The 23,869-nt window shown below is 61.0% G+C and carries 34 protein-coding genes; 30 read left to right on the top strand and 4 right to left on the bottom strand.

Annotated features, from left to right (window positions below):
- Positions 1-2 precede the first annotated feature (2 nt).
- The 24 genes from rpsC (at position 3) to dsbD (ending at position 13,426) form a co-directional block, all read left to right on the top strand.
- Positions 3-797, top strand: coding sequence for a 30S ribosomal protein S3 (rpsC, locus tag QCE88_RS15450; RefSeq protein WP_309833599.1), 795 nt, complete (start codon positions 3-5; stop codon positions 795-797).
- 2 nt (positions 798-799) lie between these two features.
- Entirely contained in the window at positions 800-1,216 is a 417-nt protein-coding gene (rplP, locus tag QCE88_RS15445; protein WP_309810379.1) for a 50S ribosomal protein L16, read from the top strand.
- A gap of 10 nt (positions 1,217-1,226) precedes the next feature.
- Positions 1,227-1,421, top strand: coding sequence for a 50S ribosomal protein L29 (gene rpmC, locus QCE88_RS15440; protein ID WP_309811713.1), 195 nt, complete (start codon positions 1,227-1,229; stop codon positions 1,419-1,421).
- Positions 1,418-1,690 (top strand): 30S ribosomal protein S17, encoded by a 273-nt coding sequence (rpsQ, locus tag QCE88_RS15435; protein ID WP_309810376.1) that lies wholly within the window; start codon positions 1,418-1,420, stop codon positions 1,688-1,690. The genes rpmC and rpsQ overlap by 4 nt, the downstream gene beginning before the upstream one ends.
- Before the next feature lie 295 nt (positions 1,691-1,985).
- Positions 1,986-2,354 (top strand): 50S ribosomal protein L14, encoded by a 369-nt coding sequence (rplN, locus tag QCE88_RS15430; RefSeq protein ID WP_006998478.1) that lies wholly within the window; start codon positions 1,986-1,988, stop codon positions 2,352-2,354.
- A 9-nt stretch (positions 2,355-2,363) separates the two neighbouring features.
- On the top strand, positions 2,364-2,672 hold the full coding sequence (gene rplX, locus QCE88_RS15425; protein ID WP_309903254.1) for a 50S ribosomal protein L24: 309 nt from the start codon (positions 2,364-2,366) through the stop codon (positions 2,670-2,672).
- A gap of 14 nt (positions 2,673-2,686) precedes the next feature.
- Entirely contained in the window at positions 2,687-3,226 is a 540-nt protein-coding gene (rplE, locus tag QCE88_RS15420) for a 50S ribosomal protein L5 (protein ID WP_087049859.1), read from the top strand.
- Positions 3,227-3,233: 7 nt separating this feature from the next.
- The gene (gene rpsN, locus QCE88_RS15415) at positions 3,234-3,539 is read left to right on the top strand and encodes a 30S ribosomal protein S14 (protein WP_016346471.1); all 306 of its coding nucleotides are present in this window, start codon (positions 3,234-3,236) and stop codon (positions 3,537-3,539) included.
- Positions 3,540-3,553: 14 nt separating this feature from the next.
- Entirely contained in the window at positions 3,554-3,949 is a 396-nt protein-coding gene (gene rpsH, locus QCE88_RS15410; protein WP_309833597.1) for a 30S ribosomal protein S8, read from the top strand.
- An 18-nt stretch (positions 3,950-3,967) separates the two neighbouring features.
- A complete protein-coding gene (gene rplF, locus QCE88_RS15405) occupies positions 3,968-4,501 on the top strand; it encodes a 50S ribosomal protein L6 (protein ID WP_309903251.1) in 534 nt (177 codons plus the stop codon).
- A gap of 12 nt (positions 4,502-4,513) precedes the next feature.
- Positions 4,514-4,879 (top strand): 50S ribosomal protein L18, encoded by a 366-nt coding sequence (gene rplR / locus QCE88_RS15400; protein WP_061179115.1) that lies wholly within the window; start codon positions 4,514-4,516, stop codon positions 4,877-4,879.
- Between the two features lie 14 nt (positions 4,880-4,893).
- On the top strand, positions 4,894-5,412 hold the full coding sequence (gene rpsE / locus QCE88_RS15395; RefSeq protein WP_061170928.1) for a 30S ribosomal protein S5: 519 nt from the start codon (positions 4,894-4,896) through the stop codon (positions 5,410-5,412).
- 10 nt (positions 5,413-5,422) lie between these two features.
- The gene (gene rpmD / locus QCE88_RS15390) at positions 5,423-5,605 is read left to right on the top strand and encodes a 50S ribosomal protein L30 (RefSeq protein WP_187609328.1); all 183 of its coding nucleotides are present in this window, start codon (positions 5,423-5,425) and stop codon (positions 5,603-5,605) included.
- Between the two features lie 29 nt (positions 5,606-5,634).
- On the top strand, positions 5,635-6,069 hold the full coding sequence (gene rplO, locus QCE88_RS15385; protein ID WP_309903249.1) for a 50S ribosomal protein L15: 435 nt from the start codon (positions 5,635-5,637) through the stop codon (positions 6,067-6,069).
- 41 nt (positions 6,070-6,110) lie between these two features.
- Positions 6,111-7,457, top strand: a complete 1,347-nt coding sequence (gene secY / locus QCE88_RS15380) for a preprotein translocase subunit SecY (protein WP_309903247.1) — start codon at positions 6,111-6,113, stop codon at positions 7,455-7,457.
- An 8-nt stretch (positions 7,458-7,465) separates the two neighbouring features.
- Positions 7,466-7,684 carry a translation initiation factor IF-1 gene (gene infA / locus QCE88_RS15375; protein ID WP_004521905.1) on the top strand — a complete coding sequence of 73 codons (219 nt, stop codon included), beginning with the start codon at positions 7,466-7,468 and terminating at the stop codon, positions 7,682-7,684.
- Between the two features lie 20 nt (positions 7,685-7,704).
- Positions 7,705-7,821, top strand: coding sequence for a 50S ribosomal protein L36 (gene rpmJ / locus QCE88_RS15370; RefSeq protein ID WP_004199844.1), 117 nt, complete (start codon positions 7,705-7,707; stop codon positions 7,819-7,821).
- Between the two features lie 41 nt (positions 7,822-7,862).
- The gene (gene rpsM, locus QCE88_RS15365) at positions 7,863-8,228 is read left to right on the top strand and encodes a 30S ribosomal protein S13 (protein WP_309833588.1); all 366 of its coding nucleotides are present in this window, start codon (positions 7,863-7,865) and stop codon (positions 8,226-8,228) included.
- 28 nt (positions 8,229-8,256) lie between these two features.
- Positions 8,257-8,661: a 30S ribosomal protein S11 gene (gene rpsK, locus QCE88_RS15360; protein WP_035506748.1), complete on the top strand. Its 405-nt coding sequence runs from the start codon at positions 8,257-8,259 to the stop codon at positions 8,659-8,661.
- Positions 8,662-8,821: 160 nt separating this feature from the next.
- The gene (gene rpsD, locus QCE88_RS15355) at positions 8,822-9,445 is read left to right on the top strand and encodes a 30S ribosomal protein S4 (RefSeq protein WP_309810351.1); all 624 of its coding nucleotides are present in this window, start codon (positions 8,822-8,824) and stop codon (positions 9,443-9,445) included.
- Between the two features lie 134 nt (positions 9,446-9,579).
- The gene (locus QCE88_RS15350) at positions 9,580-10,557 is read left to right on the top strand and encodes a DNA-directed RNA polymerase subunit alpha (RefSeq protein WP_309903245.1); all 978 of its coding nucleotides are present in this window, start codon (positions 9,580-9,582) and stop codon (positions 10,555-10,557) included.
- A gap of 147 nt (positions 10,558-10,704) precedes the next feature.
- Positions 10,705-11,100, top strand: coding sequence for a 50S ribosomal protein L17 (gene rplQ, locus QCE88_RS15345; RefSeq protein ID WP_309903243.1), 396 nt, complete (start codon positions 10,705-10,707; stop codon positions 11,098-11,100).
- A 171-nt stretch (positions 11,101-11,271) separates the two neighbouring features.
- The gene (gene cutA, locus QCE88_RS15340; protein WP_309903241.1) at positions 11,272-11,604 is read left to right on the top strand and encodes a divalent-cation tolerance protein CutA; all 333 of its coding nucleotides are present in this window, start codon (positions 11,272-11,274) and stop codon (positions 11,602-11,604) included.
- Positions 11,597-13,426 (top strand): protein-disulfide reductase DsbD, encoded by a 1,830-nt coding sequence (dsbD, locus tag QCE88_RS15335; protein ID WP_309903239.1) that lies wholly within the window; start codon positions 11,597-11,599, stop codon positions 13,424-13,426. Before cutA ends, dsbD begins: the two co-directional genes overlap by 8 nt.
- Before the next feature lie 63 nt (positions 13,427-13,489).
- Here the strand turns inward: dsbD and hemB are convergent, their stop codons facing one another.
- Both hemB and yihA read right to left on the bottom strand, forming a co-directional pair.
- A complete protein-coding gene (gene hemB, locus QCE88_RS15330) occupies positions 13,490-14,488 on the bottom strand; it encodes a porphobilinogen synthase (protein WP_309903237.1) in 999 nt (332 codons plus the stop codon).
- A gap of 255 nt (positions 14,489-14,743) precedes the next feature.
- Positions 14,744-15,406 (bottom strand): ribosome biogenesis GTP-binding protein YihA/YsxC, encoded by a 663-nt coding sequence (yihA, locus tag QCE88_RS15325; protein WP_309903235.1) that lies wholly within the window; start codon positions 15,404-15,406, stop codon positions 14,744-14,746.
- A 312-nt stretch (positions 15,407-15,718) separates the two neighbouring features.
- Here yihA and QCE88_RS15320 point away from each other — a divergent pair, with 312 nt between their 5' ends.
- From QCE88_RS15320 to msrQ, 5 genes are all read left to right on the top strand, one after another.
- Positions 15,719-16,393, top strand: coding sequence for a c-type cytochrome (locus tag QCE88_RS15320; protein ID WP_309903607.1), 675 nt, complete (start codon positions 15,719-15,721; stop codon positions 16,391-16,393).
- Between the two features lie 199 nt (positions 16,394-16,592).
- Positions 16,593-18,824 carry a cytochrome c biogenesis protein ResB gene (locus QCE88_RS15315; protein WP_309903232.1) on the top strand — a complete coding sequence of 744 codons (2,232 nt, stop codon included), beginning with the start codon at positions 16,593-16,595 and terminating at the stop codon, positions 18,822-18,824.
- Between the two features lie 4 nt (positions 18,825-18,828).
- Positions 18,829-20,031: a c-type cytochrome biogenesis protein CcsB gene (gene ccsB / locus QCE88_RS15310; protein WP_309903230.1), complete on the top strand. Its 1,203-nt coding sequence runs from the start codon at positions 18,829-18,831 to the stop codon at positions 20,029-20,031.
- A 150-nt stretch (positions 20,032-20,181) separates the two neighbouring features.
- The gene (msrP, locus tag QCE88_RS15305; protein ID WP_309903228.1) at positions 20,182-21,171 is read left to right on the top strand and encodes a protein-methionine-sulfoxide reductase catalytic subunit MsrP; all 990 of its coding nucleotides are present in this window, start codon (positions 20,182-20,184) and stop codon (positions 21,169-21,171) included.
- 3 nt (positions 21,172-21,174) lie between these two features.
- Complete coding sequence (gene msrQ, locus QCE88_RS15300; RefSeq protein ID WP_309903226.1) at positions 21,175-21,819, top strand: protein-methionine-sulfoxide reductase heme-binding subunit MsrQ; 645 nt, start codon at positions 21,175-21,177, stop codon at positions 21,817-21,819.
- A gap of 49 nt (positions 21,820-21,868) precedes the next feature.
- Here the strand turns inward: msrQ and lysA are convergent, their stop codons facing one another.
- Together lysA and lptM are read right to left on the bottom strand one after the other, a co-directional pair.
- Positions 21,869-23,131 carry a diaminopimelate decarboxylase gene (gene lysA, locus QCE88_RS15295; RefSeq protein ID WP_309903223.1) on the bottom strand — a complete coding sequence of 421 codons (1,263 nt, stop codon included), beginning with the start codon at positions 23,129-23,131 and terminating at the stop codon, positions 21,869-21,871.
- A gap of 47 nt (positions 23,132-23,178) precedes the next feature.
- Positions 23,179-23,481, bottom strand: a complete 303-nt coding sequence (gene lptM / locus QCE88_RS15290; protein WP_309903221.1) for an LPS translocon maturation chaperone LptM — start codon at positions 23,479-23,481, stop codon at positions 23,179-23,181.
- A gap of 35 nt (positions 23,482-23,516) precedes the next feature.
- On the opposite strand from lptM, the gene cyaY reads away from it, so the two are divergent.
- Positions 23,517-23,834: an iron donor protein CyaY gene (gene cyaY, locus QCE88_RS15285; RefSeq protein ID WP_309903219.1), complete on the top strand. Its 318-nt coding sequence runs from the start codon at positions 23,517-23,519 to the stop codon at positions 23,832-23,834.
- Positions 23,835-23,869 lie beyond the last annotated feature (35 nt).

The raw sequence follows: 23,869 nt of genomic DNA, 5'->3' as shown, positions 1-23,869 counted from the left end.
CGATGGGACAGAAAATTCATCCGACTGGCTTCCGTTTGGCCGTCAGCCGCAATTGGGCTTCGCGCTGGTACGCGAACAACAACAATTTCGCGGCGATGTTGCAGGAAGACATCGGTGTTCGTGAATATCTGAAGAAGAAGCTGAAGAACGCTTCGGTCGGTCGCGTCGTCATCGAGCGTCCGGCGAAGAACGCACGCATCACGATTTACAGCTCGCGTCCGGGCGTCGTCATCGGCAAGAAGGGTGAAGACATCGAACTGCTGAAGTCCGAGCTGCAAAAGCGCATGGGCGTTCCGGTTCACGTCAACATCGAAGAAATCCGCAAGCCGGAAACGGATGCTCAGCTCATCGCTGATTCGATCACGCAACAGCTCGAGCGCCGGATCATGTTCCGCCGCGCGATGAAGCGCGCGATGCAGAACGCGATGCGTCTCGGTGCCCAGGGCATCAAGATCATGAGCGCGGGTCGTCTGAACGGTATCGAAATCGCTCGTACCGAGTGGTATCGCGAAGGTCGCGTGCCCCTCCATACGCTGCGTGCGGATATCGACTACGCGACGTCGGAAGCGAAGACGACGTACGGCATCATCGGCGTGAAGGTGTGGGTCTACAAGGGCGACACCCTGGGCCGCAACGAAGCGCCGGTCGTGGAAGAAGCGGCGGAAGAAAAGCGTCCGCGCCGCAACGCACGTCCGGGTGGCGACCGCCGTCCGCGTCGTGACGGTGAAGGCGCTCCGGCTGGCGCGCGTCGCGGTGCACCCCGTCGCGCTGGCGGTGACGCGAAGACTGGAGAATAACGATGCTGCAACCGAAACGCAGAAAGTATCGCAAAGAGCAGAAGGGTCGTAACACCGGCAAGGCGACGCGCGGCAACGCAGTGTCGTTTGGTGAGTTCGGCCTGAAGGCTATCGGTCGCGGCCGTTTGACCGCCCGTCAGATCGAAGCTGCGCGTCGTGCGATGACGCGTCACATCAAGCGTGGTGGCCGGATCTGGATCCGTATTTTCCCGGACAAGCCGATTTCGCAAAAGCCGGCCGAAGTGCGTATGGGTAACGGTAAAGGTAACCCGGAGTACTACGTCGCTGAAATTCAACCGGGCAAGATGCTGTACGAAATGGACGGTGTCACCGAAGAACTGGCGCGCGAAGCGTTCCGTCTGGCTGCAGCCAAGCTGCCGCTCAAGACATACTTCGTCGTGCGTCAGCTCGGCGCCTAAGGAGTAAATGATGAAGGCATCTGAACTTCACCAGAAAGACCAGGCCGCGCTCAACAAAGAGCTGTCGGACCTGCTGAAGGCGCAATTCGGCCTGCGCATGCAACTCGCGACACAGCAGCTCACCAACACGAGCCAGCTGAAGAAGGTCCGTCGCGACATCGCGCGTGTGCGCACCGTCATGACTGAGAAGGCGAACCAGAAATGAACGAAAGCGTAAAAACCTCGCTCAAGCGGACTCTGGTCGGCAAGGTCGTCAGCAATAAGATGGACAAGACGGTCACCGTGCTGGTCGAGCACCGCGTGAAGCATCCGATCTACGGCAAGTACGTCGTGCGCTCCAAGAAGTACCACGCGCATGATGACGCGAACACGTACAACGAAGGCGATCTCGTCGAAATCCAGGAAACCCGTCCGATTTCGAAGACGAAGGCCTGGGTTGTGTCGAAGCTGGTTGAAGCCGCTCGCGTGATCTGAAGCCGATTCTCGGCGATGCTGTAGTAGTTGTATCGCAGTAAGTTTCGCTTGCAAGACCGAGATTGTTTGTTATAATCTCGGTCTTCCCTCTTTGTGGGAGCCCCGTCGCGGGCGAAATTGGTGGGGGAAGCCGGCTTAGGCGTCAGCCTGAGTCGACAGATTCACCGGATTGCGATGGCGGGTTTCGTCTGCCGTTGCTGCCTGTTCTAACCCAAGCAGCCATTTGGCTGACGGGACCAAGACTGACCGGCTGCGCCATGGTGGTGCAATCGGATTAAGTTGGGAAAGATAAACCATGATCCAGACCGAAACTCGGCTTGAAGTGGCCGACAACACGGGTGCGCGTGAAGTCATGTGCATCAAGGTGCTCGGCGGCTCGAAGCGTCGTTACGCAAGCATTGGCGACATCATCAAGGTGACCGTCAAGGAAGCGACGCCGCGCGGACGCGTGAAAAAGGGCGAAATTTACAACGCCGTGGTCGTTCGTACGGCCAAGGGCGTGCGTCGCCAGGATGGTTCGCTCATCAAGTTCGACGGCAATGCCGCCGTTCTGCTGAACACGAAGCTCGAGCCGATCGGAACGCGTATTTTCGGGCCGGTTACGCGTGAACTGCGTAGCGAACGATTCATGAAGATCGTTTCGCTCGCGCCGGAAGTGCTGTAAGGAGTCGCGATGAACAAGATTCGCAAGGGTGACGAAGTCATCGTCACAGCCGGCAAAGACAAGGGCAAGCGCGGTACCGTGCTGGTCGTTGCGGAAGACCGTGTCACCGTCGAGGGCATCAATCTCGTCAAGAAGCACGTGAAGCCGAACCCGATGAAGGGAACGACAGGCGGCGTGGAAGCTAAGTCGATGCCGCTGCATATTTCGAACGTCGCTCTGATCGACGCGAATGGCAAGGCGTCACGCGTAGGCATCAAGCTCGAAGACGGCAAGAAGGTTCGCTTCTTGAAGTCGACGGGCGCCACGCTCAACGCCTGACGCGGAGTTAAAAAATGGCTCGTCTGCAAGAGATTTACAAAGAAAAGGTTGTGCCGCAACTGGTGGAAAAGTTCGGCTACAAGTCCATCATGGAAGTGCCGCGCATCACCAAGATCACCCTGAACATGGGCCTTGGCGAAGCCGTCGCTGACAAGAAGATCATCGAAAACGCCGTGGGCGACCTGACGAAGATTGCCGGCCAGAAGCCGGTCATCACGAAGGCGCGCAAGGCAATCGCAGGCTTCAAGATTCGTCAGGGCTACCCGATCGGCGCGATGGTCACGCTGCGCGGCCAAGCGATGTACGAATTCCTCGACCGTTTCGTGACCGTTGCGCTGCCCCGTGTGCGTGACTTTCGTGGCGTGTCGGGCCGTGCATTCGACGGTCGTGGCAACTACAACATCGGTGTGAAAGAGCAGATCATTTTCCCCGAGATCGACTACGACAAGATCGACGCGCTGCGTGGGCTGAACATCAGCATCACGACTACCGCGAAGACTGACGATGAAGCAAAGGCGCTGCTCGCCGGCTTCAAGTTCCCGTTCAGAAACTGAGGTTACCGTGGCTAAACTGGCACTGATCGAACGTGAAAAGAAGCGCGCGCGCCTGGCAGCCAAGTACGCTCCGAAGCGTGCTGAGCTGAAGGCTGTGATCGACGACGCAAGCAAGTCGGACGAAGAGCGTTACTTCGCACGTCTGGCGCTGCAACAACTGCCGCGTAATTCGAACCCCACTCGCAAGCGTAACCGCTGCGCGATCACGGGTCGTCCGCGTGGCACGTTCCGCAAGTTCGGACTCGCCCGCGGCAAGATTCGTGAGATCGCTTTCCGCGGCGAAATCCCTGGCCTGACCAAGGCGAGCTGGTAATAGGAGAAACATAAATGAGCATGAGTGATCCTATCGCCGATATGCTGACTCGCATCCGCAATGCGCAGATGGTCGAGAAAGTTTCGGTGACTATGCCCTCGTCAAAAGTCAAGGTTGCGATTGCGCAGGTTTTGAAGGACGAAGGTTATATCGACGATTTCGCGGTGAAGGCTGAAGGCGCGAAAATCGAATTGAATATCGCGTTGAAGTACTACGCCGGCCGCCCGGTCATCGAACGCCTCGAGCGCGTTTCGAAGCCTGGCCTGCGCGTGTACCGCGGTCGCAACGACATTCCGCAGGTCATGAATGGCCTCGGTGTTGCAATCGTGTCGACGCCGAAGGGTGTGATGACCGACCGCAAGGCGCGCCAGACCGGCGTCGGCGGCGAAGTCATCTGCTACGTCGCTTAACGCCTAAGGAGAAGAAACATGTCTCGAGTAGGTAAGAGCCCGATCGTGCTGCCGCAAGGCGCCGAAGTGGCCGTCAAGGGCGACGTCATCACCGTTAAGGGCCCGCTCGGTACCGTTTCGCAGCCGGCCAACAAGCTGGTGAGCCTGACGAACGAAAACGGCACGCTGCAACTCGCTCCGACGAACGAGAGCCGCGAAGCAAACGCGATGTCCGGCACGATGCGCGCCCTGGTGGCGAACATGGTGCAGGGCGTTACCAAGGGTTTCGAGCGCAAGTTGACGCTGGTTGGCGTCGGTTATCGTGCGCAAGCGCAAGGCGACAAGCTGAACCTGTCGCTGGGTTTCTCGCACCCCGTGGTGCACCAGATGCCGGAAGGCGTCAAGGCTGAAACCCCGTCGCAGACCGAAATCGTGATCAAGGGGATCGACAAGCAGAAAGTCGGGCAGACCGCGGCGGAAGTGCGCGGATATCGTCCGCCGGAGCCTTATAAGGGCAAGGGCGTGCGCTATTCCGACGAGGTCGTGATCCTCAAAGAAACGAAGAAGAAGTAAGGGTGCGCAATCATGGATAAGACTCAATCTCGCCTGCGCCGCGCTCGTCAGACGCGTGTCAAGATCGCTGAGCTGCAGGTTCCGCGTCTGGCCGTGCATCGCACGAACACGCATATCTACGCGCAAGTGTTCTCGGCATGCGGCACGAAGGTCGTGGCAAGCGCCTCGACGCTGGAAGCTGAAGTGCGTGCCGAACTGGCCGACAAGTCGGGCAAGGGCGGCAACGTCAACGCCGCGACCTTGATCGGCAAGCGTATCGCCGAAAAGGCCAAGGCAGCCGGCATCGAATCCGTCGCCTTTGACCGCTCGGGTTTCCGCTACCACGGCCGCGTGAAGGCGCTGGCTGATGCGGCGCGTGAAGCCGGGCTCAAGTTCTAAGGGAAGAATTCGTCATGGCAAAGATGCAAGCGAAAGTTCAGGCTGACGAACGCGACGACGGCCTGCGCGAAAAGATGATTTCGGTCAACCGCGTGACCAAGGTCGTGAAGGGTGGCCGGATTCTCGGCTTCGCCGCACTGACCGTGGTTGGCGACGGTGATGGCCGCGTCGGCATGGGCAAGGGCAAGGCAAAGGAAGTTCCGGTTGCCGTTCAGAAGGCAATGGAACAAGCCCGCCGCAACATGTTCAAGGTGCCCCTGAAGAACGGCACGCTGCAACACGAAGTGCACGGCAAGCACGGCGCCTCGGCAGTCCTCCTCGCTCCGGCGAAGGACGGTACTGGCGTGATCGCTGGCGGCCCGATGCGCGCAGTGTTCGACGTGATGGGCGTGCAAAACGTCGTGGCCAAGAGCCACGGTTCGACGAACCCGTACAACCTCGTTCGTGCAACGCTGGACGGTCTGCGCAAGCAGTCCACGCCGGCTGACATTGCGGCGAAGCGCGGTAAGTCCGTCGAAGACATTCTGGGCTAAGGTGGTCACCATGTCTGATAAAACTGTCAAGGTTCAGCTCGTGAAGAGCCTGATCGGGACCCGCGAAACGCACCGCGCTACGGTGCGTGGCCTCGGCCTGCGTCGCCTGAACTCGGTTTCCGAGTTGCAGGACACGCCGGCAGTGCGCGGGATGATCAACAAGGTCTCGTACCTCGTTAAGGTCATCGCCTGAGCGCGACCTACGGATCCAAGGAGTTGAACATGGAATTGAATAACCTGAAGCCGGCAGCAGGCGCGAAGCACGCAAAGCGTCGCGTCGGCCGCGGCATCGGTTCGGGCCTGGGCAAGACTGCAGGTCGCGGCCACAAGGGACAGAAATCGCGTTCGGGCGGCTTTCACAAGGTCGGCTTCGAAGGCGGTCAGATGCCTCTGCAACGCCGTCTGCCGAAGCGCGGCTTCACCTCGCTGACGAAGGAATTCGTTGGTGAAGTGCGCCTTACCGATCTCGAAAAGCTGCCGGTCGACGAAATCGATCTTCTGGCGCTGAAGCAAGCAGGTCTGGTCGGCGAGCTCATCAAGAGCGCGAAGATCATCAAGACCGGCGAGATCACCCGCAAGGTTACGGTGAAGGGCCTGATGGCAACGAAGGGCGCTCGCGCTGCAATCGAAGCCGCTGGCGGCTCGTTCGCCGAGTAACGCGCTTTCGCCGTTACTAGCACTAGCATCGGAGAAGGTTCTTGGCTAACAGCCCGAGTCTCGCAAAAACCGGTCGAAGCGCGGCGAAATTTGGCGATTTGCGCCGGCGGGCAGTGTTCCTGCTGCTGGCGCTGGTCGTCTACCGCATTGGTGCGCATATTCCGGTTCCTGGCATTGATCCGGACCAACTGGCGAAGCTGTTCCAAAGCCAGTCAGGCGGCATCCTCGGCATGTTCAACATGTTCTCGGGTGGCGCGCTGTCACGGTTCACGATCTTTGCGTTGGGCATCATGCCCTACATCTCGTCGTCGATCATCATGCAGTTGCTGTCGATCGTTTCGCCGCAGATGGAGGCGCTGAAGAAGGAAGGGCAGGCGGGGCAACGCAAGATCACGCAGTACACGCGGATATTCACCGTGGTGCTCGCAACCTTCCAGGCGTTCGGTATCGCGGTTGCGCTGGAAAATCAACCGGGCCTCGTACTCGACCCGGGCATGGTGTTCAGGCTGACGACGGTTGTCACGCTGGTGACGGGCACGATGTTCCTGATGTGGCTCGGTGAGCAGATCACGGAACGCGGGCTTGGCAACGGCATTTCGATCATCATCTTCGGCGGTATCGCGGCGGGTTTCCCGAACGCAATCGGTGGTCTGTTCGAGCTGGTTCGCACCGGTTCAATGAGCATCATCTCGGCGATCATCATCGTCGTGCTGATCGCGGCGGTCACGTATCTGGTCGTGTTCATCGAACGCGGTCAACGCAAGATCCTCGTGAACTATGCGAAGCGCCAGGTCGGTAACAAGATTTACGGCGGACAGTCGTCTCATCTGCCGCTGAAGTTGAACATGTCGGGTGTGATTCCGCCGATCTTCGCGTCGTCGATCATCCTCTTCCCGGCAACCATCCTGAACTGGTTCAGTTCGGGGTCGCGCACCGGCTGGTTCGCGAACACGCTGCACAATGTGGCCGAGGCCCTGAAGCCTGGTCAACCTGTGTACGTGCTGCTGTATGCGTTGGCGATCGTCTTCTTCTGCTTCTTCTACACCGCACTGGTGTTCAACAGCCGGGAGACCGCCGACAACTTGAAGAAGAGCGGTGCATTCGTTCCGGGTATCCGTCCGGGCGATCAGACTGCACGATATATCGACCGCATCCTCACGCGTCTGACGCTGGCGGGGGCGATCTACATCGTATTCGTGTGCCTGCTGCCTGAGTTTCTGGTGTTGCGCTGGAATGTGCCGTTTTATTTTGGTGGAACGTCGCTGCTGATCATTGTCGTCGTCACGATGGACTTCATGGCTCAGGTGCAGTCGTACGTTATGTCGCAACAATATGAATCGCTGCTCAAGAAGGCGAACTTCAAGGGTGGCAACGTCCCGATGCGTTGATTAGGACCATGGCCAAAGACGATGTTATCCAGATGCAGGGTGAGGTCATTGAAAACCTCCCCAACGCTACTTTCCGGGTGAAATTGGAAAATGGCCATGTCGTCCTGGGTCATATTTCCGGAAAGATGCGGATGCACTACATCCGCATTCTTCCGGGCGACAAGGTTACGGTTGAATTGACGCCTTACGATCTGTCTCGTGCACGGATCGTGTTCCGGGCGAAGTGATTTGAAAAAAGGGTAATATCATGAAAGTGATGGCATCGGTTAAGCGCATTTGCCGCAATTGCAAGATCATCAAGCGCAAGGGCGTTGTGCGCGTGATTTGCAGCTCTGATCCGCGCCACAAACAGCGTCAAGGCTGAACGCCGCGCTTTTGCTTGCGCTTTTTGTTTGAGGAAAAACAATGGCTCGTATCGCAGGGGTTAACATCCCGAATCACCAGCATACCGAGATCGGCCTGACGGCAATCTTCGGCATCGGTCGCACGCGTTCGCGCGGCATCTGCACCTCCGCTGGTGTTGAATTTTCGAAGAAGGTCAAGGACCTCACCGACGCAGACCTCGAAAAGCTGCGTGACGAAGTGGGCAAGTTCATCGTCGAAGGCGACCTGCGCCGTGAAGTGACGATGAATATCAAGCGCCTGATGGACTTGGGTTGCTACCGCGGCATGCGCCATCGCAAGGGTCTGCCCCTGCGTGGCCAGCGCACGCGCACGAATGCCCGTACGCGCAAGGGTCCGCGTCGTGCAGCGCAATCGCTGAAGAAGTAAGCGGAACTGACAGTTACAGGAAAACGTAATGGCTAAGGCTTCGAACAACTCCGCGGCGCAACGCGTTCGCAAGAAGGTCAAGAAGAACGTCGCCGAGGGCGTGGTTCACGTTCACGCGTCGTTCAACAACACCATTATCACGATCACCGACCGTCAAGGTAATGCGCTGGCATGGGCAACCTCCGGTGGTCAGGGCTTCAAGGGTTCGCGCAAATCGACCCCGTTTGCAGCCCAGGTCGCAGCCGAGTCGGCAGGCCGTGTGGCACTGGAATACGGCGTGAAGAACCTCGAAGTGCGGATCAAGGGCCCCGGTCCTGGCCGTGAATCGGCGGTGCGCGCGTTGCATGGTCTTGGCATCAAGATCACCGCGATCTCCGACGTGACGCCGGTCCCGCACAACGGTTGCCGTCCGCCGAAGCGCCGTCGTATCTAAGTCGACGACGCGACCGCATGTTTCCTGTCGATGCGTGAGTATCGGCGGGTTTCGTGCGTTATGAAGTTTTGACTAAGCCCACCGTTCGACCCAAAGGGTTCGGACTAGCGCAGATGGACGCTGCAGTGACGTCTGCGTGATCAATTTTTAAGGATGCAAAGTGGCACGCTATACCGGTCCCAAAGCAAAGCTGTCCCGCCGTGAAGGCACCGATCTGTTCCTGAAGAGCGCACGCCGTTCGCTCGCCGACAAGTGCAAGCTCGACAGCAAGCCCGGCCAGCACGGCCGCACCTCGGGCGCGCGTACGTCCGACTACGGCACCCAGCTGCGCGAAAAGCAGAAAGTGAAGCGCATCTACGGCGTGCTGGAACGTCAGTTCCGCCGCTACTTCGCTGAAGCCGACCGCCGCAAGGGCCCGACGGGCGAAAACCTGCTGCAATTGCTCGAATCGCGTCTCGACAACGTGGTGTATCGCATGGGCTTCGGCTCGACGCGCGCGGAAGCACGCCAGCTCGTCAGCCACAAGTCGATCATGGTGAACGGCCAGGTCGCGAACATCCCGTCGCTGCAAGTCAAGTCGGGTGATGTCGTGTCCGTGCGCGAACAATCGCGCAAGCAAGCCCGTATCGTCGAAGCCCTGTCGCTGGCGGAGCAAGGCGGCATGGCGAGCTGGGTGTCGGTCGATGCAAAGAAGTTCGAAGGCACGTTCAAGTCGATGCCCGAGCGTAGCGACATCGCCGGTGACATCAACGAAAGCCTGATCGTCGAATTGTATTCGCGTTAATCGCGGCGGTAACGGATGGACAGCCGGGGAGCCTGATTGCTCGTGGCAAGAGGTGGCCTCGGCTGTTTATTTTCAGGTTGTCACCGGTCAGCCTTATCGGTGTAACGAGCCGAGGGTATTGAAAAGGAAAACCTATGCAAACCAGTTTGTTGAAGCCCAAGATCATTGCAGTTGAATCGCTTGGTGAGAACCACGCGAAAGTGGTTATGGAGCCGTTCGAACGCGGCTATGGCCACACCTTGGGTAATGCGCTTCGGCGTGTGCTGCTGTCGTCGATGATCGGCTACGCGCCGACCGAAGTGACGATCGCAGGCGTCGTGCACGAATACTCGACGCTCGACGGTGTGCAAGAGGATGTGGTCAACCTGCTGTTGAACCTGAAGGGTGTGGTCTTCAAGCTGCATAACCGCGACGAAGTCACGGTGACGCTGCGCAAGGAAGGCGAAGGCGTTGTTACGGCCGGGGACATCGAGCTCGCGCACGACTGCGAGGTCATCAATCCCGGGCACGTGATCGCGCATCTGTCGAAGGGCGGCAAGCTCGACGTGCAGATCAAGATCGAGAAGGGCCGCGGCTATGTGCCGGGCAACGTGCGCCGCTACGGCGAAGAGTCGGCCAAGATCATCGGCCGCATCGTGCTGGATGCTTCGTTCTCGCCGGTTCGCCGCGTGAGCTACGCAGTGGAAAGCGCGCGTGTCGAGCAGCGTACCGACCTCGACAAGCTCGTCATGAACATCGAAACCAATGGCGTGATCTCGCCGGAAGAAGCGATCCGCCAGTCGGCCCGCATTCTGGTCGATCAGCTGTCGGTGTTCGCGGCGCTGGAAGGTACGGAAGCGGCTGCGGAAGCGCCTTCGCGTGCACCGCAGATCGATCCGATCCTGCTGCGTCCGGTGGATGACCTCGAACTCACGGTTCGCTCGGCGAACTGCCTGAAGGCCGAGAACATCTACTACATCGGCGACCTGATCCAGCGCACGGAAAACGAGCTGCTGAAGACGCCGAACCTGGGCCGCAAGTCGCTGAACGAAATCAAGGAAGTTCTGGCTTCGCGTGGTCTGACGCTCGGCATGAAGCTCGAAAACTGGCCGCCGGCTGGTCTCGACAAGTAAGAACGAAGTCTCAAGCGATACTGGCAAGGGCGCGGATTTTCCTTTAGAATCCGCGTCTTGCTTTTTTTGTTCGACCGGCCCGTGCACCCCATTCGACATTTCGGGGCGCAATAGAAGAGCTGGCTCTAAACTCGTTAAGGAACTCAAATGCGTCATAAGCATGGTCTGCGGAAACTGAACCGCACGAGCAGCCATCGTCTGGCAATGCTCCGCAATATGTCGAACTCGCTCATCGAGCACGAAGTCATCAAGACGACGCTCCCGAAGGCCAAGGAACTGCGCAAGGTCGTCGAGCCCCTCATCACGCTGGGCAAGAAGCCGTCGCTCGCGAACCGTCGCCTGGCGTTCAACCGCCTGCGCGATCGCGATTCGGTCACGAAGCTGTTCGACGTGCTCGGCCCGCGCTACGCAAACCGTCCGGGCGGCTACCTCAGCATCCTGAAGTTCGGTTTCCGCGTCGGCGACAACGCACCGATGGCACTGGTCCAGCTGATGGATCGTCCGGAAGTCGAAGAAGCGGACGACGTGCAAGAAGCCGAATAAGTTTCGCGGCAGCACGTGTTCACGAAAAGGCCAGGCGCATAGCTTGGCCTTTTTGCTTTTTCGGGTGCGTCTCTTGGCTGCGGCTTTTCAGCGCGCAGGGCGACCGAGGTGAGCCCACGGCCTCGATGCTACGATACGCAAGATGCCGCGCCGCCGTTCTGGAGTTTCCGAGTGAACGTTCCCGTTGTGTTGATGCTGTCCACGCTGCCCGACGCAGCCGCCGCCGACACACTGGCGCAAGCAGTGCTCGAAGCGCGTCTCGCGGCGTGCGTGACGAATCTCGGCGCCGTGGCATCGCATTATCATTGGAAGGGCGCGCTGGAAACCGCGCACGAGGTGCAGTTGTTGTTCAAGACGAGCGTCGCGCGGGCGGACGAACTGCAGCGCTTCGTGAGCGCCCGTCATCCTTATGAAACACCCGAAATCCTCATCTGGCAGGTGGATGCATCGCCGGATTATGGCCAATGGGTCAACGCAGAAACGCAGCGCCCTATTCATGTTTGAGCTTCCTCGTTTTGTCGCGCGCCGGATCCTGGCCGCGTGCCTGCTTCTCACCGCTTTCGTGCTGCTGTCGGCAGGTGCTCATGCCGCCGACGACTTCCTCGATCCCTCCGTCGCCTTCAAGTTCAGCGCGTCTGAAAAGCCCGGCGAGGTCGACGTGCGCTACAAGATCGCGGACGGCTACTACATGTACCGCGAGCGCTTCGCGTTCGCGGTGAAGAGCGGCGACGCGACGATCGGCACGGCGCAACTGCCGCCTGGAAAAGTCCACTTCGATCAGACCTTCAACAAGGACGTCGAGACCTATCGCGGCGAGTTGCTGATCCGCATTCCGGTCACGCAGGCGAAAGGGCCGTTCGAACTCGCGGTGACCTCGCAGGGCTGCGCGGACCAGGGCATTTGTTATCCGCCGATGGAGAAGACGTATCGCGTGAAAGGCGAGGCTCTCCAGCCGGCCGCAACCGCGAACACACCGTCCACGGACACCCACACTTCCTGGTTCGAACGCGCGACAAGCGCCGACTATGCGCAGTCCATGCTGGAGGGCGGCGGCTTCTTCACGGTCGTCGGCTTGTACTTCCTGGCGGGCATGGTGCTCAGCCTCCTGCCGTGCTCATATCCGATGATCCCGATCCTCTCCGCCATCATCGTCGGCGAGGGCGCCCGCGTGACGCGGACGCGCGGATTCACGCTGTCGGTGTCGTATGTGATCGGCATGGCGCTCGTCTATACCGTGCTCGGCATCGCGGCCGCGCTGGTCGGTCAAAGTCTCGGCGCGTGGCTGCAGAATCCCTGGGTGCTCGGCGCGTTCGGCGTGCTGCTCGCGGCGTTTGCGCTCACGCTCATCTCCGGAATGGACATCGCCCTGCCCGAACGCTGGCAGAGCGGCGTGAACCAGGCGTCGCAAAAGCGCAGCGGCGGCAAGTTCGTCGCCGTGGCCGTGATGGGCGCGCTGTCGGCGCTGGTCGTCGGCGCGTGCATGACGGCGCCGTTGTTCGCGGTGCTCGCCTTCATCGCGCACACGGGCAACGCGCTGCTCGGCGGCGCGGCGCTGTTTGCGATGGGCGTCGGACTCGGCGTGCCCTTGCTCGTGATCGGGCTCGGCGCGGGTTCCATTCTGCCGCGCGCCGGCGTCTGGATGGACGGCGTGAAAGTGTTCTTCGGTGTCGTGTTGCTGGCGGCTGCGCTGTGGATCGTCTGGCCGGTGCTTGGCGGTGCCGTACAGATGTTGCTGGCCGCGCTGTGGCTGCTGATTGCGGCGGCGTCGCTCGGACTGTTTTCGCCGGACGGCAACGTCCCCACTGGCATCTGGAAGCGGCTCGGACGCGGCCTGGGCGCGGCCCTGGCGATCTGGGCAGCCACGCTGATCGTGGGGCTCGCCGCCGGCTCGACCGATCCGCTGCGCCCGCTTGCCGTACTGGTCGCGCGTGGCGACGCTTCCGCCGCAACGAGCGCCCAGACGCAAGGACCGATCTTCGCGCCAGTGCGTTCGTCGGCGCAACTCGACACGGCAGTGAAGGCGGCGGCGCGGCCCGCGATGCTCGATTTCTATGCCGACTGGTGCGTGTCCTGCAAGGAAATGGAGAAGCTGACTTTCTCCGATGCCCGCGTGCAGGCGCGCCTCGCGCAACTCAATCTCCTGCGGGCCGACGTGACCGCCAACAACGCCGACGATCAGACCTTGCTCAAGCGCTTCGGGCTGTTCGGACCGCCGGGCATCATCTTCTTCGACGCGCAAGGCAACGAAGTCGCGCGCGTGGTCGGGTATGAATCGGCGGAAACGTTCCTGAAGAGCCTCGACAAGCTCGGTCCGACAAACGGTTAAACAAGAAGGGCGATGCCGCGAAGCATCGCCCTTCGTTCATTGCGCTAGCGCATCAGCACAGCGTTATTTCGACGCTCGCAGAATCCTTGCGGCATCAAGCGCGAAGTAGGTCAGCACGCCATCGGCGCCTGCGCGCTTGAACGCGAGCAGTGCTTCCATCATGACCTTGTCATGGTCGATCCAGCCGTTCTGCGCCGCGGCCTTGATCATCGCGTACTCGCCGCTCACCTGATACGCATAAGTCGGGAAGCGGAACTCGTCCTTCACGCGTCGCACGATATCCAGATACGGCATGCCCGGCTTGACCATCACCATGTCCGCGCCTTCCTCGATGTCCATGCGCACTTCGCGCATGGCTTCGTCGGTGTTGGCCGGATCCATCTGATACGTCATCTTGTTGCTCTTGCCGAGATTCGCCGCCGAGCCTACGGCATCACGGAACGGACCATAGAACGCCGACGCGTACTTCGCCGCGTAGGCCATGATGCCCGTGTGAATGTGGCCATCGCTTTCGAGCATCTCGCGAATCGCGCCGATCCGGCCGTCCATCATGTCCGACGGCGCCACGATGTCCACGCCCGCCTCAGCCTGCGTGCGCGCCTGCTCGACAAGAATCTCGCTGGTCTCATCGTTCTTCACGTAGCCTTCTTCGTCGAGCACGCCGTCCTGGCCATGGCTCGTGTACGGGTCCAGCGCGACGTCGGTGAGCACGCCAAGCATCGGGAAGTTCTTCTTCAATTCGCGGACGGCGCGCGGGATCAGACCTTCGGGATTGGTGGCTTCGCGGCCGTCGGGCGTCTTGAGCGACGGCTCGATCGCCGGAAACAGCGACAGCACCGGCACGCCCAGTTCGACGCATTGCTCCGCAACCTTCATCAGCAGGTCGACGGACGTGCGTTCGACGCCGGGCATCGACGGCACGGCCTGACGCTCGTTCGCGCCTTCAACGATGAAAACGGGATAGATGAGGTCGTTCGTGGTGAGGATGTTCTCGCGCATCAACCGGCGTGAGAAGTCATCGCGGCGCATGCGGCGCGGGCGATGATGGGGATAAAAGCTCATGTTCTTGACTCGAGTGAGTGATCTGCAGAGGATGCCAAAAAGCGACTTCGAAAACGTGTAAATCCTTGTCAAACAAGCACTTGGGCACGTCTGAAACCGTTAGCGGTCAATGGTATATCATACCGATCGAGCGAGGCGCTTGTCGCTGGACTCCCCGCTTCTCCTCCCTGAGCGGGCGCCTGTCGGAATTCGATCAGGCTGTTAACCCGCCGTCATGCGGCGGGTTTTTTTATGTTCGGGCGTGCTCCCGATCCTTCATTCAGGCGCGCTGTCCTGCGCGTTCTCGCCCGCTTCCTTGGGCGTCAGCCAGCTTTCGATCAGTTCATGCGCTTCGTCGAGGCCGGTGCGCTTGAGCGCGGAGAACAACTGGACGCTCAACTCGCCGCGATAACCCGCGTCCCGATACTCCGCGAACGATTTCTTGGTCGAACGGAGCGTGTTGATCATCTCCTGTCGCGTCAATTTGTCGCATTTCGTGAGCAGCGCGTGGATCGGCTTTCCGGTGGGCGCAAACCAGTCGATCATGATGCGATCCAGCTCGGTCAGCGGCCGGCGCGAGTCCATCATCAGGATCATGCCGCGCAGCTGCGCGCGGCTCTGCAAATAGGTGGAAAGCAGGCGTTGCCAGTGTTCCTTCGCGGCACCGGGCACTTCGGCATAACCGTAGCCGGGGAGATCGACCAGATAGGCGGCCGGCGCGTCCTGCGGCCCGATGGCGAAGTAATTGATATGCTGCGTGCGCCCGGGCGTCTTGCTCGCGAAGGCGAGCCGCTTCTGGTTGCACAGGATGTTGATGGCCGTCGATTTACCGGCGTTCGAGCGTCCGCCAAACGCGATTTCGGGCTGCGGCGTGGGCGGCAGATCGCGCAGATGATTGACGGTGGTGAAGAAGCGGGATTGGTGAAGCAGGAATGACATGGGCGGGTTCCATCGAAGAAGCTGCGAAAACCAAAGCCTTGAGAACCCGGCAAATACTGGGCATGCCCCGACTGGCGTCTTTGCGTGCAGCGGGTTATTGTACAATACGACGGATTTTTGAAGATCAGCACGGGCACGCAAGACCCAAGCCGCAAGCGGCACCCACAGCATTCATGGGATCGGAGCGAGACACACTGGAGGCGTTCTGGCGCCTCATCGTTCGGCGAGTTCGGGACTCTTGCGGCGACCATTGATCGCCGTCGTTTTTTGCAGAACCTCACATTCTCACAAGACGAAAAACAGGGTACGCGAATGAACCGACTGTACAGGTCTCTGGTGGTGATTCGGGCAGCGGCGGCTTTCGGTGCAGGTTTGAGTGGTCTGGCGGTATCGATGTCAGTGAACGCGGCCGAGCCCGCGCAGCCGGCCAAGCCGGATGCCACGAGGGGGCAGGCCATCGCCACGCAGGTGTGCGCGGCATGCCACGGGGCAGACGGCAACAGTGCCGGCGCGGCGTTTCCGAAGCTTGCGGGGCAGCACGCCGAGTACATCGTCAAGCAGTTGAAGGATTACAAGACGCAGCCAGGTGCGAAGGCGCCGGCGCGTAACAATCCGATCATGGCGGGCATAGCGGGCGCGCTGTCGGATCAGGACATGTTGAACGTCGCCGCCTACTTCTCGCAGCAGAAGGCCAAGCCCAATTACGCGCGCGACAAGAACGACGTCGCGCTGGGTCAGAAGATCTATCGCGGCGGTATTGCAGACAAGGGCGTACCGGCCTGCGCCGCGTGTCACGGCGCCACGGGCATGGGCATTCCGGTGCAGTATCCGCGGCTGTCGTGGCAGTGGGGCGAATACACGGTCGCGCAGTTGAATGCGTTCGCATCGGGACAACGCGCCAACAGCGAGCCCATGCATCAGATCTCCTCACGCCTGAATGAAGCGGAGATGAAGGCGGTAGCCGACTACATCGCCGGGTTGCATTGATCGCGAGAAGCGATCCCACTAAAAACGCAGCAGTCAGCGTCCAGCGGTTCCCAGCGCGCATAACGGGAATCGCCCATACTACGAAGCCGGTCCCGGACACGTCCGAGAAGACCGGCGCGAAAACAAGAAAAAGGGTGGGACGTCGGTCTGGTCGACCGTCAGCGTCTCCACCCTTTTTTGCTGTCCAGCCGGAGTTTGAATGAGCGTCACCACATCGGGAATGCAGTCGAAGTCGAGTCGCCGCGCCGTCAGGCATTTCGTCGAACTCGTGAGTTCGATGCGCTTCGCCATCGCCTTGCTGGTCATCCTGGCCATTGCGAGCATTATCGGTACGGTACTCACGCAGGACGACCCGTATCCCAACTACGTCAATCAGTTCGGCCCGTTCTGGGCGGACATCTTCCGCGGCATCAGCATCTACACCGTGTACAGCGCGTGGTGGTTCATGCTGATCCTGATCTTCCTCGTGATCTCGGTGTCGCTGTGCGTGATCCGCAACGGCCCGAAGATGATCGCGGACCTCAAGAGCTGGAAGGATCGCGTGCACGAAGGCGGACTGCGCGCGTTCCATCACAAGGGCGAATTCGCGGTATCGGCGGATCGTGCGCACACCGCGGCAACGCTCGAACGCCTCTCGGCGAAGATGGGCTACCGCACCGTCACGCGCCAGACCGACACGGGCGCCACGCTCATCGCCGGCAAGCGCGGCGCGATGACGAAGATCGGCTACATATCAGCGCACCTTGCGATCGTGGTGATCTGTCTCGGCGGCCTGCTCGACAGCAACCTGCCCATCCGCCTGCAAATGTGGATGTTCAACAAGTCGCCGATCAACAGCAACGCGGTCATCAACGACATTCCCCCCGAGCATCGCCTGTCCACGTCGAACCCGACCTTCCGTGGCTACGCGTGGGTGCCGGAAGGGCAGTATGTCGGCACGGCCATCCTGAACCAGCCGGAAGGCTCGGTCATCCAGGACCTGCCGTTCTCCATCCAGCTGAACAAGTTCATCGTCGATTACTACTCGACCGGCATGCCGAAGCTGTTCGCGAGCGACATCGTCGTGATCGATCACAAGACGGGCAAGCGCATTCCGGCGCGTGTCGAAGTCAACAAGCCCTTCACCTACGACGGCATCTCGATCTACCAGTCGAGCTTTCAGGACGGCGGTTCGAAGCTCGACATGACCGCGTGGCCGATGACCGGCAGCAGCGCGAAGACCGAGCCGTTCACGGGCACGATCGGCGGCACGGCGCCCATCGGCACGCAGTTCAAGGGTGCGCAGGGTGAAACGGTCGAGTTCACCGATTTCCGCGCCATCAACGTCGAGAACATGACGGACGGCAACGGCGCACCGGACGCGCGCGGCGTCGGCAAGAAGGAAACCTTGCGCGATGCCTTCGACGAACGCCTGGGTTCCGGCGCGAAGACCTCCCGGCCGACCGACCTGCGCAACATCGGTCCGTCGGTGCAGTACAAGGTGCGCGGCACCGACGGCCAGGCGCGCGAATACAGCAACTACATGCTGCCGGTCGATGTCAGCGGCCAGCAGATGTTCCTTGCCGGTATGCGCCTGAGCCCGAACGATCCGTTCCGCTACCTGCGCATTCCCGCCGACGCACAAGGCACCGTCAAGCAATGGATGGACTTGCGCGCGGCGCTCGCGAATCCGGCGACGCGCACCGAGGCGGCGCACCGCTTCGCACTGCGTTCGGTGCCGCACGAAAACGTCGAGTTGCAGAAGCATCTCGAGGAAAGCGCGATTCGCGTGCTGAACCTGTTCGCGGGCGCGGACGAAGCCGGCAAGGCTCTTGAAAATCCGCAGATGATTGGCGGTTTCCAGAGCATCGCGGGGTTCATCGACAAATCGGTGCCGAAGGCCGAGCAGGAAAAGGCTGCGGGCCTGCTGATGCGCATGCTCGAAGGCGCGATGTGGGACGTCTGGCAGATTTCACGCGAACAGAACGGCGAGGCCGCCGTCAAAGTGGACGAGAAGAACAGCGCGTTCATACAGTCGTCGATCAATGCGCTTTCCGACAGCTTTCTGTACGGTTCTCCAGTCTTTCTGCAACTGGATACCTTCAAGCAGGTGCAAGCTTCGGTATTCCAGTTGACGCGCGCGCCGGGTAAAAATCTGGTGTATCTTGGCAGCCTTCTGCTGGTGGTCGGCATTTTCTCGATGTTTTACGTGCGCGAACGGCGCCTGTGGTTCTGGCTCAAAGACTCAGGACAAGGCGGCGCCAGCGTGCTGATGGCGATGTCCACGGCGCGCCGCACATTCGACTTCGAGAAGGAATTCGTTCAGACGCGCGCGCGGATTGCCGCAGCGCTCGACGCCCAACCCGCCGCGCCGGCCGACGCGGCCCCGCCATCGGATGCGTCCGAGCATTCGCAATCCGAGCCATCGAGCTCGGAAGTTTCAACACGGTAAGATCATGGACCTCACACAGTCTTCCTCCCACGCCCCTCTCAAGACCGATCGTCCGACTTCGGCTCTCCCCGACGTCGCCGCTTTCGACGATCGCCCGTTCCTCCGCAGGCTCACTGTCATCGACTGGCTGTTTGCGCTCGCCATGGTCGCGGGCGCGGGTTTCGCGCTGAACCGCTATCACACGCACATGGACGTGTACGACATGGCGGTGCTGGTCGCCGCCGTACCGACCTTCGTGACGCTCGGCTGGCGCTGGAAACCGGTGCGCCTGCTGATCGCGATGATCGCGGTGATGTCGCTGTTTTCCATTCAGCTGTACCAGCACGACCTCGCGCGCGCCGACACCAATTTCTTCCTCAAGTATTTCCTGTCTAGCCAGTCGGCGATCCTGTGGATGAGCGCGCTGTTCGTGCTGGCGACGCTGTTCTACTGGATCGGCCTCGTGTCGCGCTCGCAGACGGGCGGCGCGATCGGTTCGCGCATGACCTGGTTCGCGGTGCTGATGGGCTTCACCGGGCTGATGGTGCGCTGGTACGAGTCGTACCTGATCGGCACGGATGTCGGCCACATTCCCATCTCGAACCTGTACGAAGTGTTCGTGCTGTTCTGCCTGATCACGGCGCTGTTCTACCTCTACTACGAACAGCACTATTCGACGCGACAAATGGGCGCATTCGTGCTGCTCGTGATCAGCGCGGCGGTCGGCTTCCTGATGTGGTATTCGATCGCCCGCGACGCGCAGCAGATCCAGCCGCTCGTGCCCGCGCTGCAAAGCTGGTGGATGAAGATCCACGTGCCGGCGAACTTCATCGGCTACGGCAGCTTCGCGCTCTCGGCGATGGTGTCGGTGGCCTATCTCTCCAAGCAACGCGGCTTCCTGGCGGATCGCCTGCCGTCGCTCGAAGTGCTCGACGACGTGATGTACAAGTCGATTGCCGTCGGCTTCGCGTTCTTCACTATCGCCACGATTCTCGGCGCGCTGTGGGCCGCGGAAGCGTGGGGCGGCTACTGGAGCTGGGACCCGAAGGAAACCTGGGCGCTGATCGTCTGGCTGAACTACGCGGCCTGGCTGCACATGCGTCTGATGAAGGGCCTGCGCGGCGCTGCGGCCGCGTGGTGGGCGCTGACGGGTCTGGTCGTCACGACGTTCGCCTTCCTCGGCGTGAACATGTTCCTGTCCGGTCTGCACAGCTACGGCAAGCTCTGATCCGTCGTGCCGTGAAGCGAGAAGAAAACCGCCATGCATCCCGCTGGCGGTTTTTTTATGCGACGCTGGAATACGGGCATCCAAACTGCTGTTTCACCGTATATGAATGCATGGGCTGCGTCTTGTCGCGGCCGTTCTGGAGCAATCGGGATGGGGATCAAACGAAACCGCGGTCTTTACGGCGACGACATCGCGCGGCATGAAATCACGCCGCAAGCGGTGTTCGAAAACCGGCGGCGCGCGCTGCGCTCGATCGGCGCATTCGCAGCAACGGGCCTGGCCGGAATGAGCGGCGTCGCGCACGCGACGCTTACGTCGCCCGACGCGCGCGGCCCGAAACTCGCCGCGACGACCAATCCGAAATTCGTCGCGCTCGACAAGGCCACGCCGTTCAAGGACATCACGAGCTACAACAACTTCTACGAGTTCGGCACCGACAAGGGCGATCCCGTCGAACATGCGGGCACGCTGCGTCCGCGGCCGTGGAAGGTGTCGGTGGAAGGGGCGATCAAGAATCCGAAAGTGTACGACATCGACGACCTGCTCAAGCTCGCGCCGCTCGAAGAGCGCGTGTACCGGCTGCGCTGCGTCGAAGGCTGGTCGATGGTGGTTCCGTGGATCGGCGTGTCGCTCTCGGAACTCATCAGGCGCGCCGAGCCGACGGGCAACGCGAAGTACGTGCAGTTCATCACGCTGGCGGATCCGTCGCAGATGCCGGGTCTCTCGACGCCGATCCTCGAATGGCCCTACTCCGAGGGCCTGCGCATGGACGAGGCGATGAACCCGCTCACGTTGCTGACGGTCGGCCTTTATGGACAGGTGTTGCCGAACCAGAACGGCGCGCCGGTGCGCGTTGTCGTGCCCTGGAAATATGGCTTCAAGAGTGCGAAGTCGCTGGTGAAGATTCGCTTTGTCGAGAAGCAGCCGGCCACGAGCTGGAATCTCTACGCACCGAGCGAATACGGCTTCTACTCGAATGTGAATCCGAACGTCGATCATCCGCGCTGGAGCCAGGCCACCGAGCGGCGCATCGGCGAGGACGGGTTCTTCACGCCGAAGCGCAAGACGCTGATGTTCAACGGCTACGGCGATCAGGTCGCCTCGCTGTACACGGGCATGGATCTGAAGAAGAACTTCTGAACGATGTCGTCCGCTTCCCAGATCAAGAGCACGCGCGCCGCGACCGGTCCGAGATGGATCGTGCCGGTCAAGGTCGTGGTGTTCGTCGCGATGCTGTATCCACTCGCGCGCCTGATCCTGCTCGGCGTGACCGGCGGACTGGGCGCGAATCCGATCGAATTCATCACGCGCTCGACCGGACTCTGGACGCTCGTGTATCTGTGCATCACGCTGGCGGTGACGCCGCTGCGGCGGCTCACCGGCGTCACGGCGCTGCTGCGTTTCCGGCGCATGATCGGCCTGTACGCGTTCTTCTTCGCCGTGCTGCATTTCACGACGTACATCTGGTTCGACAAATGGTTCGATGTCGCCGCGATGCTGAAGGACATCGGCAAGCGGCCGTTCATCACGGTCGGGTTCGCGGCGTTCGTGCTGTTGATCCCGCTTGCGGCAACGTCGCCGAAAGCGATGGTGCGCAAGCTCGGACGGCGCTGGCAGGCGTTGCACCGGACCATCTATCTGGTCGCGACGCTCGCCATTCTGCATTTCTGGTGGATGAAGGCGGGCAAGCACGACCTCGAACTGCCGAAGATCTATGGCGCGATCGTGATCGTGCTGCTCGGCTGGCGCGTGATCGCGTGGCTCCGTACGCGCTACCGGCGCGCATAAAAAAAGCGATGCCTCGGCATCGCTTTTCACCGTTTGGCGCTACCGGCCTTCAGTCCGGAAGAATCGATTCGCCGGCAAACAACTGCTTCACCTCTTCACGCTCGCGCACGAGACGCGCGCGTTCGCCATCGACCATGATTTCAGCGGCGCGCGGACGCGTGTTGTAGTTCGAGCTCATCACGAAGCCATACGCGCCCGCCGAGCAGATTGCGAGCAGGTCGCCCGGCACGAGCGTCAGTTCGCGGTCGCGCCCGAGCCAGTCGCCGCTTTCGCAGACCGGACCGACGACGTCGTAGGTGTGTGCGGCGGCGTCGCGCTTCACGACCGGCACGATGCGGTGAAACGCCTCGTACATCGCGGGGCGCGCGAGATCGTTCATGGCGGCGTCGACGATGGCGAAGTTCTTTTCCTCGCCCGGCTTCAGATACTCGACCCGCGTGAGCAGCACGCCGGCATTGCCGACGAGCGAACGTCCCGGCTCGAAATACACTTCGCGCGCGCCATGGCCGCGCTTCTCGATGTGATCGAGCAGCGTATTCACGAAGTCGCCGATGGCCGGCGGCGTTTCATCGTCATAGGTGATGCCCAGTCCGCCGCCGACATCGACATGGCGAATGCGCATGCCGTCGGCCTCGATCTGCTCCACGAGTTCGAGCAGCTTGTCGAGCGCGTCGAGATACGGGCTGATCTCGGTGATCTGCGAACCGATGTGGCAGTCGATGCCGACGACATCGAGATGCGCCATCGCGTGCGCCTGCGCGTAGGTGGCGCGGGCGTCGCTGAAGGCCACGCCGAACTTGTTCGACTTGAGACCGGTGGAGATGTAGGGATGCGTCTTCGCATCGACGTCCGGATTCACGCGCAGCGACACCGGCGCCGTCTTGCCGAGCGACTTCGCCACGTCGTTCAGCGCATGCAGTTCGGGAATCGATTCAACGTTGAAGCACTTGACGCCGGCTTCGAGCCCTTCGCGCATCTCCGCCGCCGACTTGCCGACGCCCGAAAACACCGTGTTCTCCGCGCGGCCGCCCGCTGCGATCACGCGCGCGAGCTCGCCCGAGGATACGATGTCGAAGCCCGCGCCCATGCGCGCGAACACGTTCAACACGGCAAGGTTGCTGTTGGCCTTCACGGCAACGTGGACGGTTGCGTTGCGTCCGGCGCAGGCATCGGCGTAGGCGCGATAGGCCTGCGTCAGCGCGTCGCGCGAATAGACATACAGCGGCGTGCCGAACTGTTCCGCGAGCGACGCGGCTGAGACGCCTTCGACGTGCAGCACGCCGTCGACGTAATGGAATGCGGAATCACTCATGCGTGGAAATCGAAAATGCGCCCGAAGGCCGGGGTGTCAGGGCAGAGTCAGTATGCGGACGATGCGGCTTTCGGCGCCGAGGCAGCGCCGGACTTCAGATCCGTCTCCGGCGAGAGCGAGAGCGGCTCGCCCGACGTATCCGGCACGGTGCCGCGACGCGCTGCGCTTGCACTGTCCGGAGTCACATCCGAAGGCGGGGTATTCTGGAGATCGTCGGGACGTTGCGGCAAGGGCGGTACGGTGGGCATATACAGCGGACCGCGTTGACCACACCCGCCGAGCGCCAATGTGGCAGCGGCGCTCATGCTCAAAGCCGCTACAATCGCGCTCATCCTGAATACGACTCGCATGACCGTCCCTATACGATTAATCGCCGGAGTTTAGCATGACAGACCAGGAATACCTGAGCTTGGCGGAGGCTGCGCTGAGCGCCATCGAGCGCGCAGTGGACGAGGCCGACGCCGACATCGAATTCGAACGCAGCGGCAATGTACTGACGCTCGAATTCGAGAACCGCACGAAGGTGATCGTCAATTTGCAGCCGCCGAAGCACGAGATCTGGCTGGCCGCGAAAGCGGGCGGCTTTCACTACAAATACGTCGATGGCGCCTGGCGCGACACGCGCGACAACAGCGAATTCTTCGCGACGCTGAGCAAGTATTCGACCGAGCAAGCCGGCGAACCCGTCCGCTTCAAGGCGTAAAAAAAGCGAGCGGGTCTCTCGATCCGCTCGCTTCA

It is taken from the genome of Caballeronia sp. LZ035 (assembly GCF_031451175.1).
Classification (GTDB): domain Bacteria; phylum Pseudomonadota; class Gammaproteobacteria; order Burkholderiales; family Burkholderiaceae; genus Caballeronia.
This window is presented reverse-complemented; position numbering and strand designations above follow the sequence as displayed.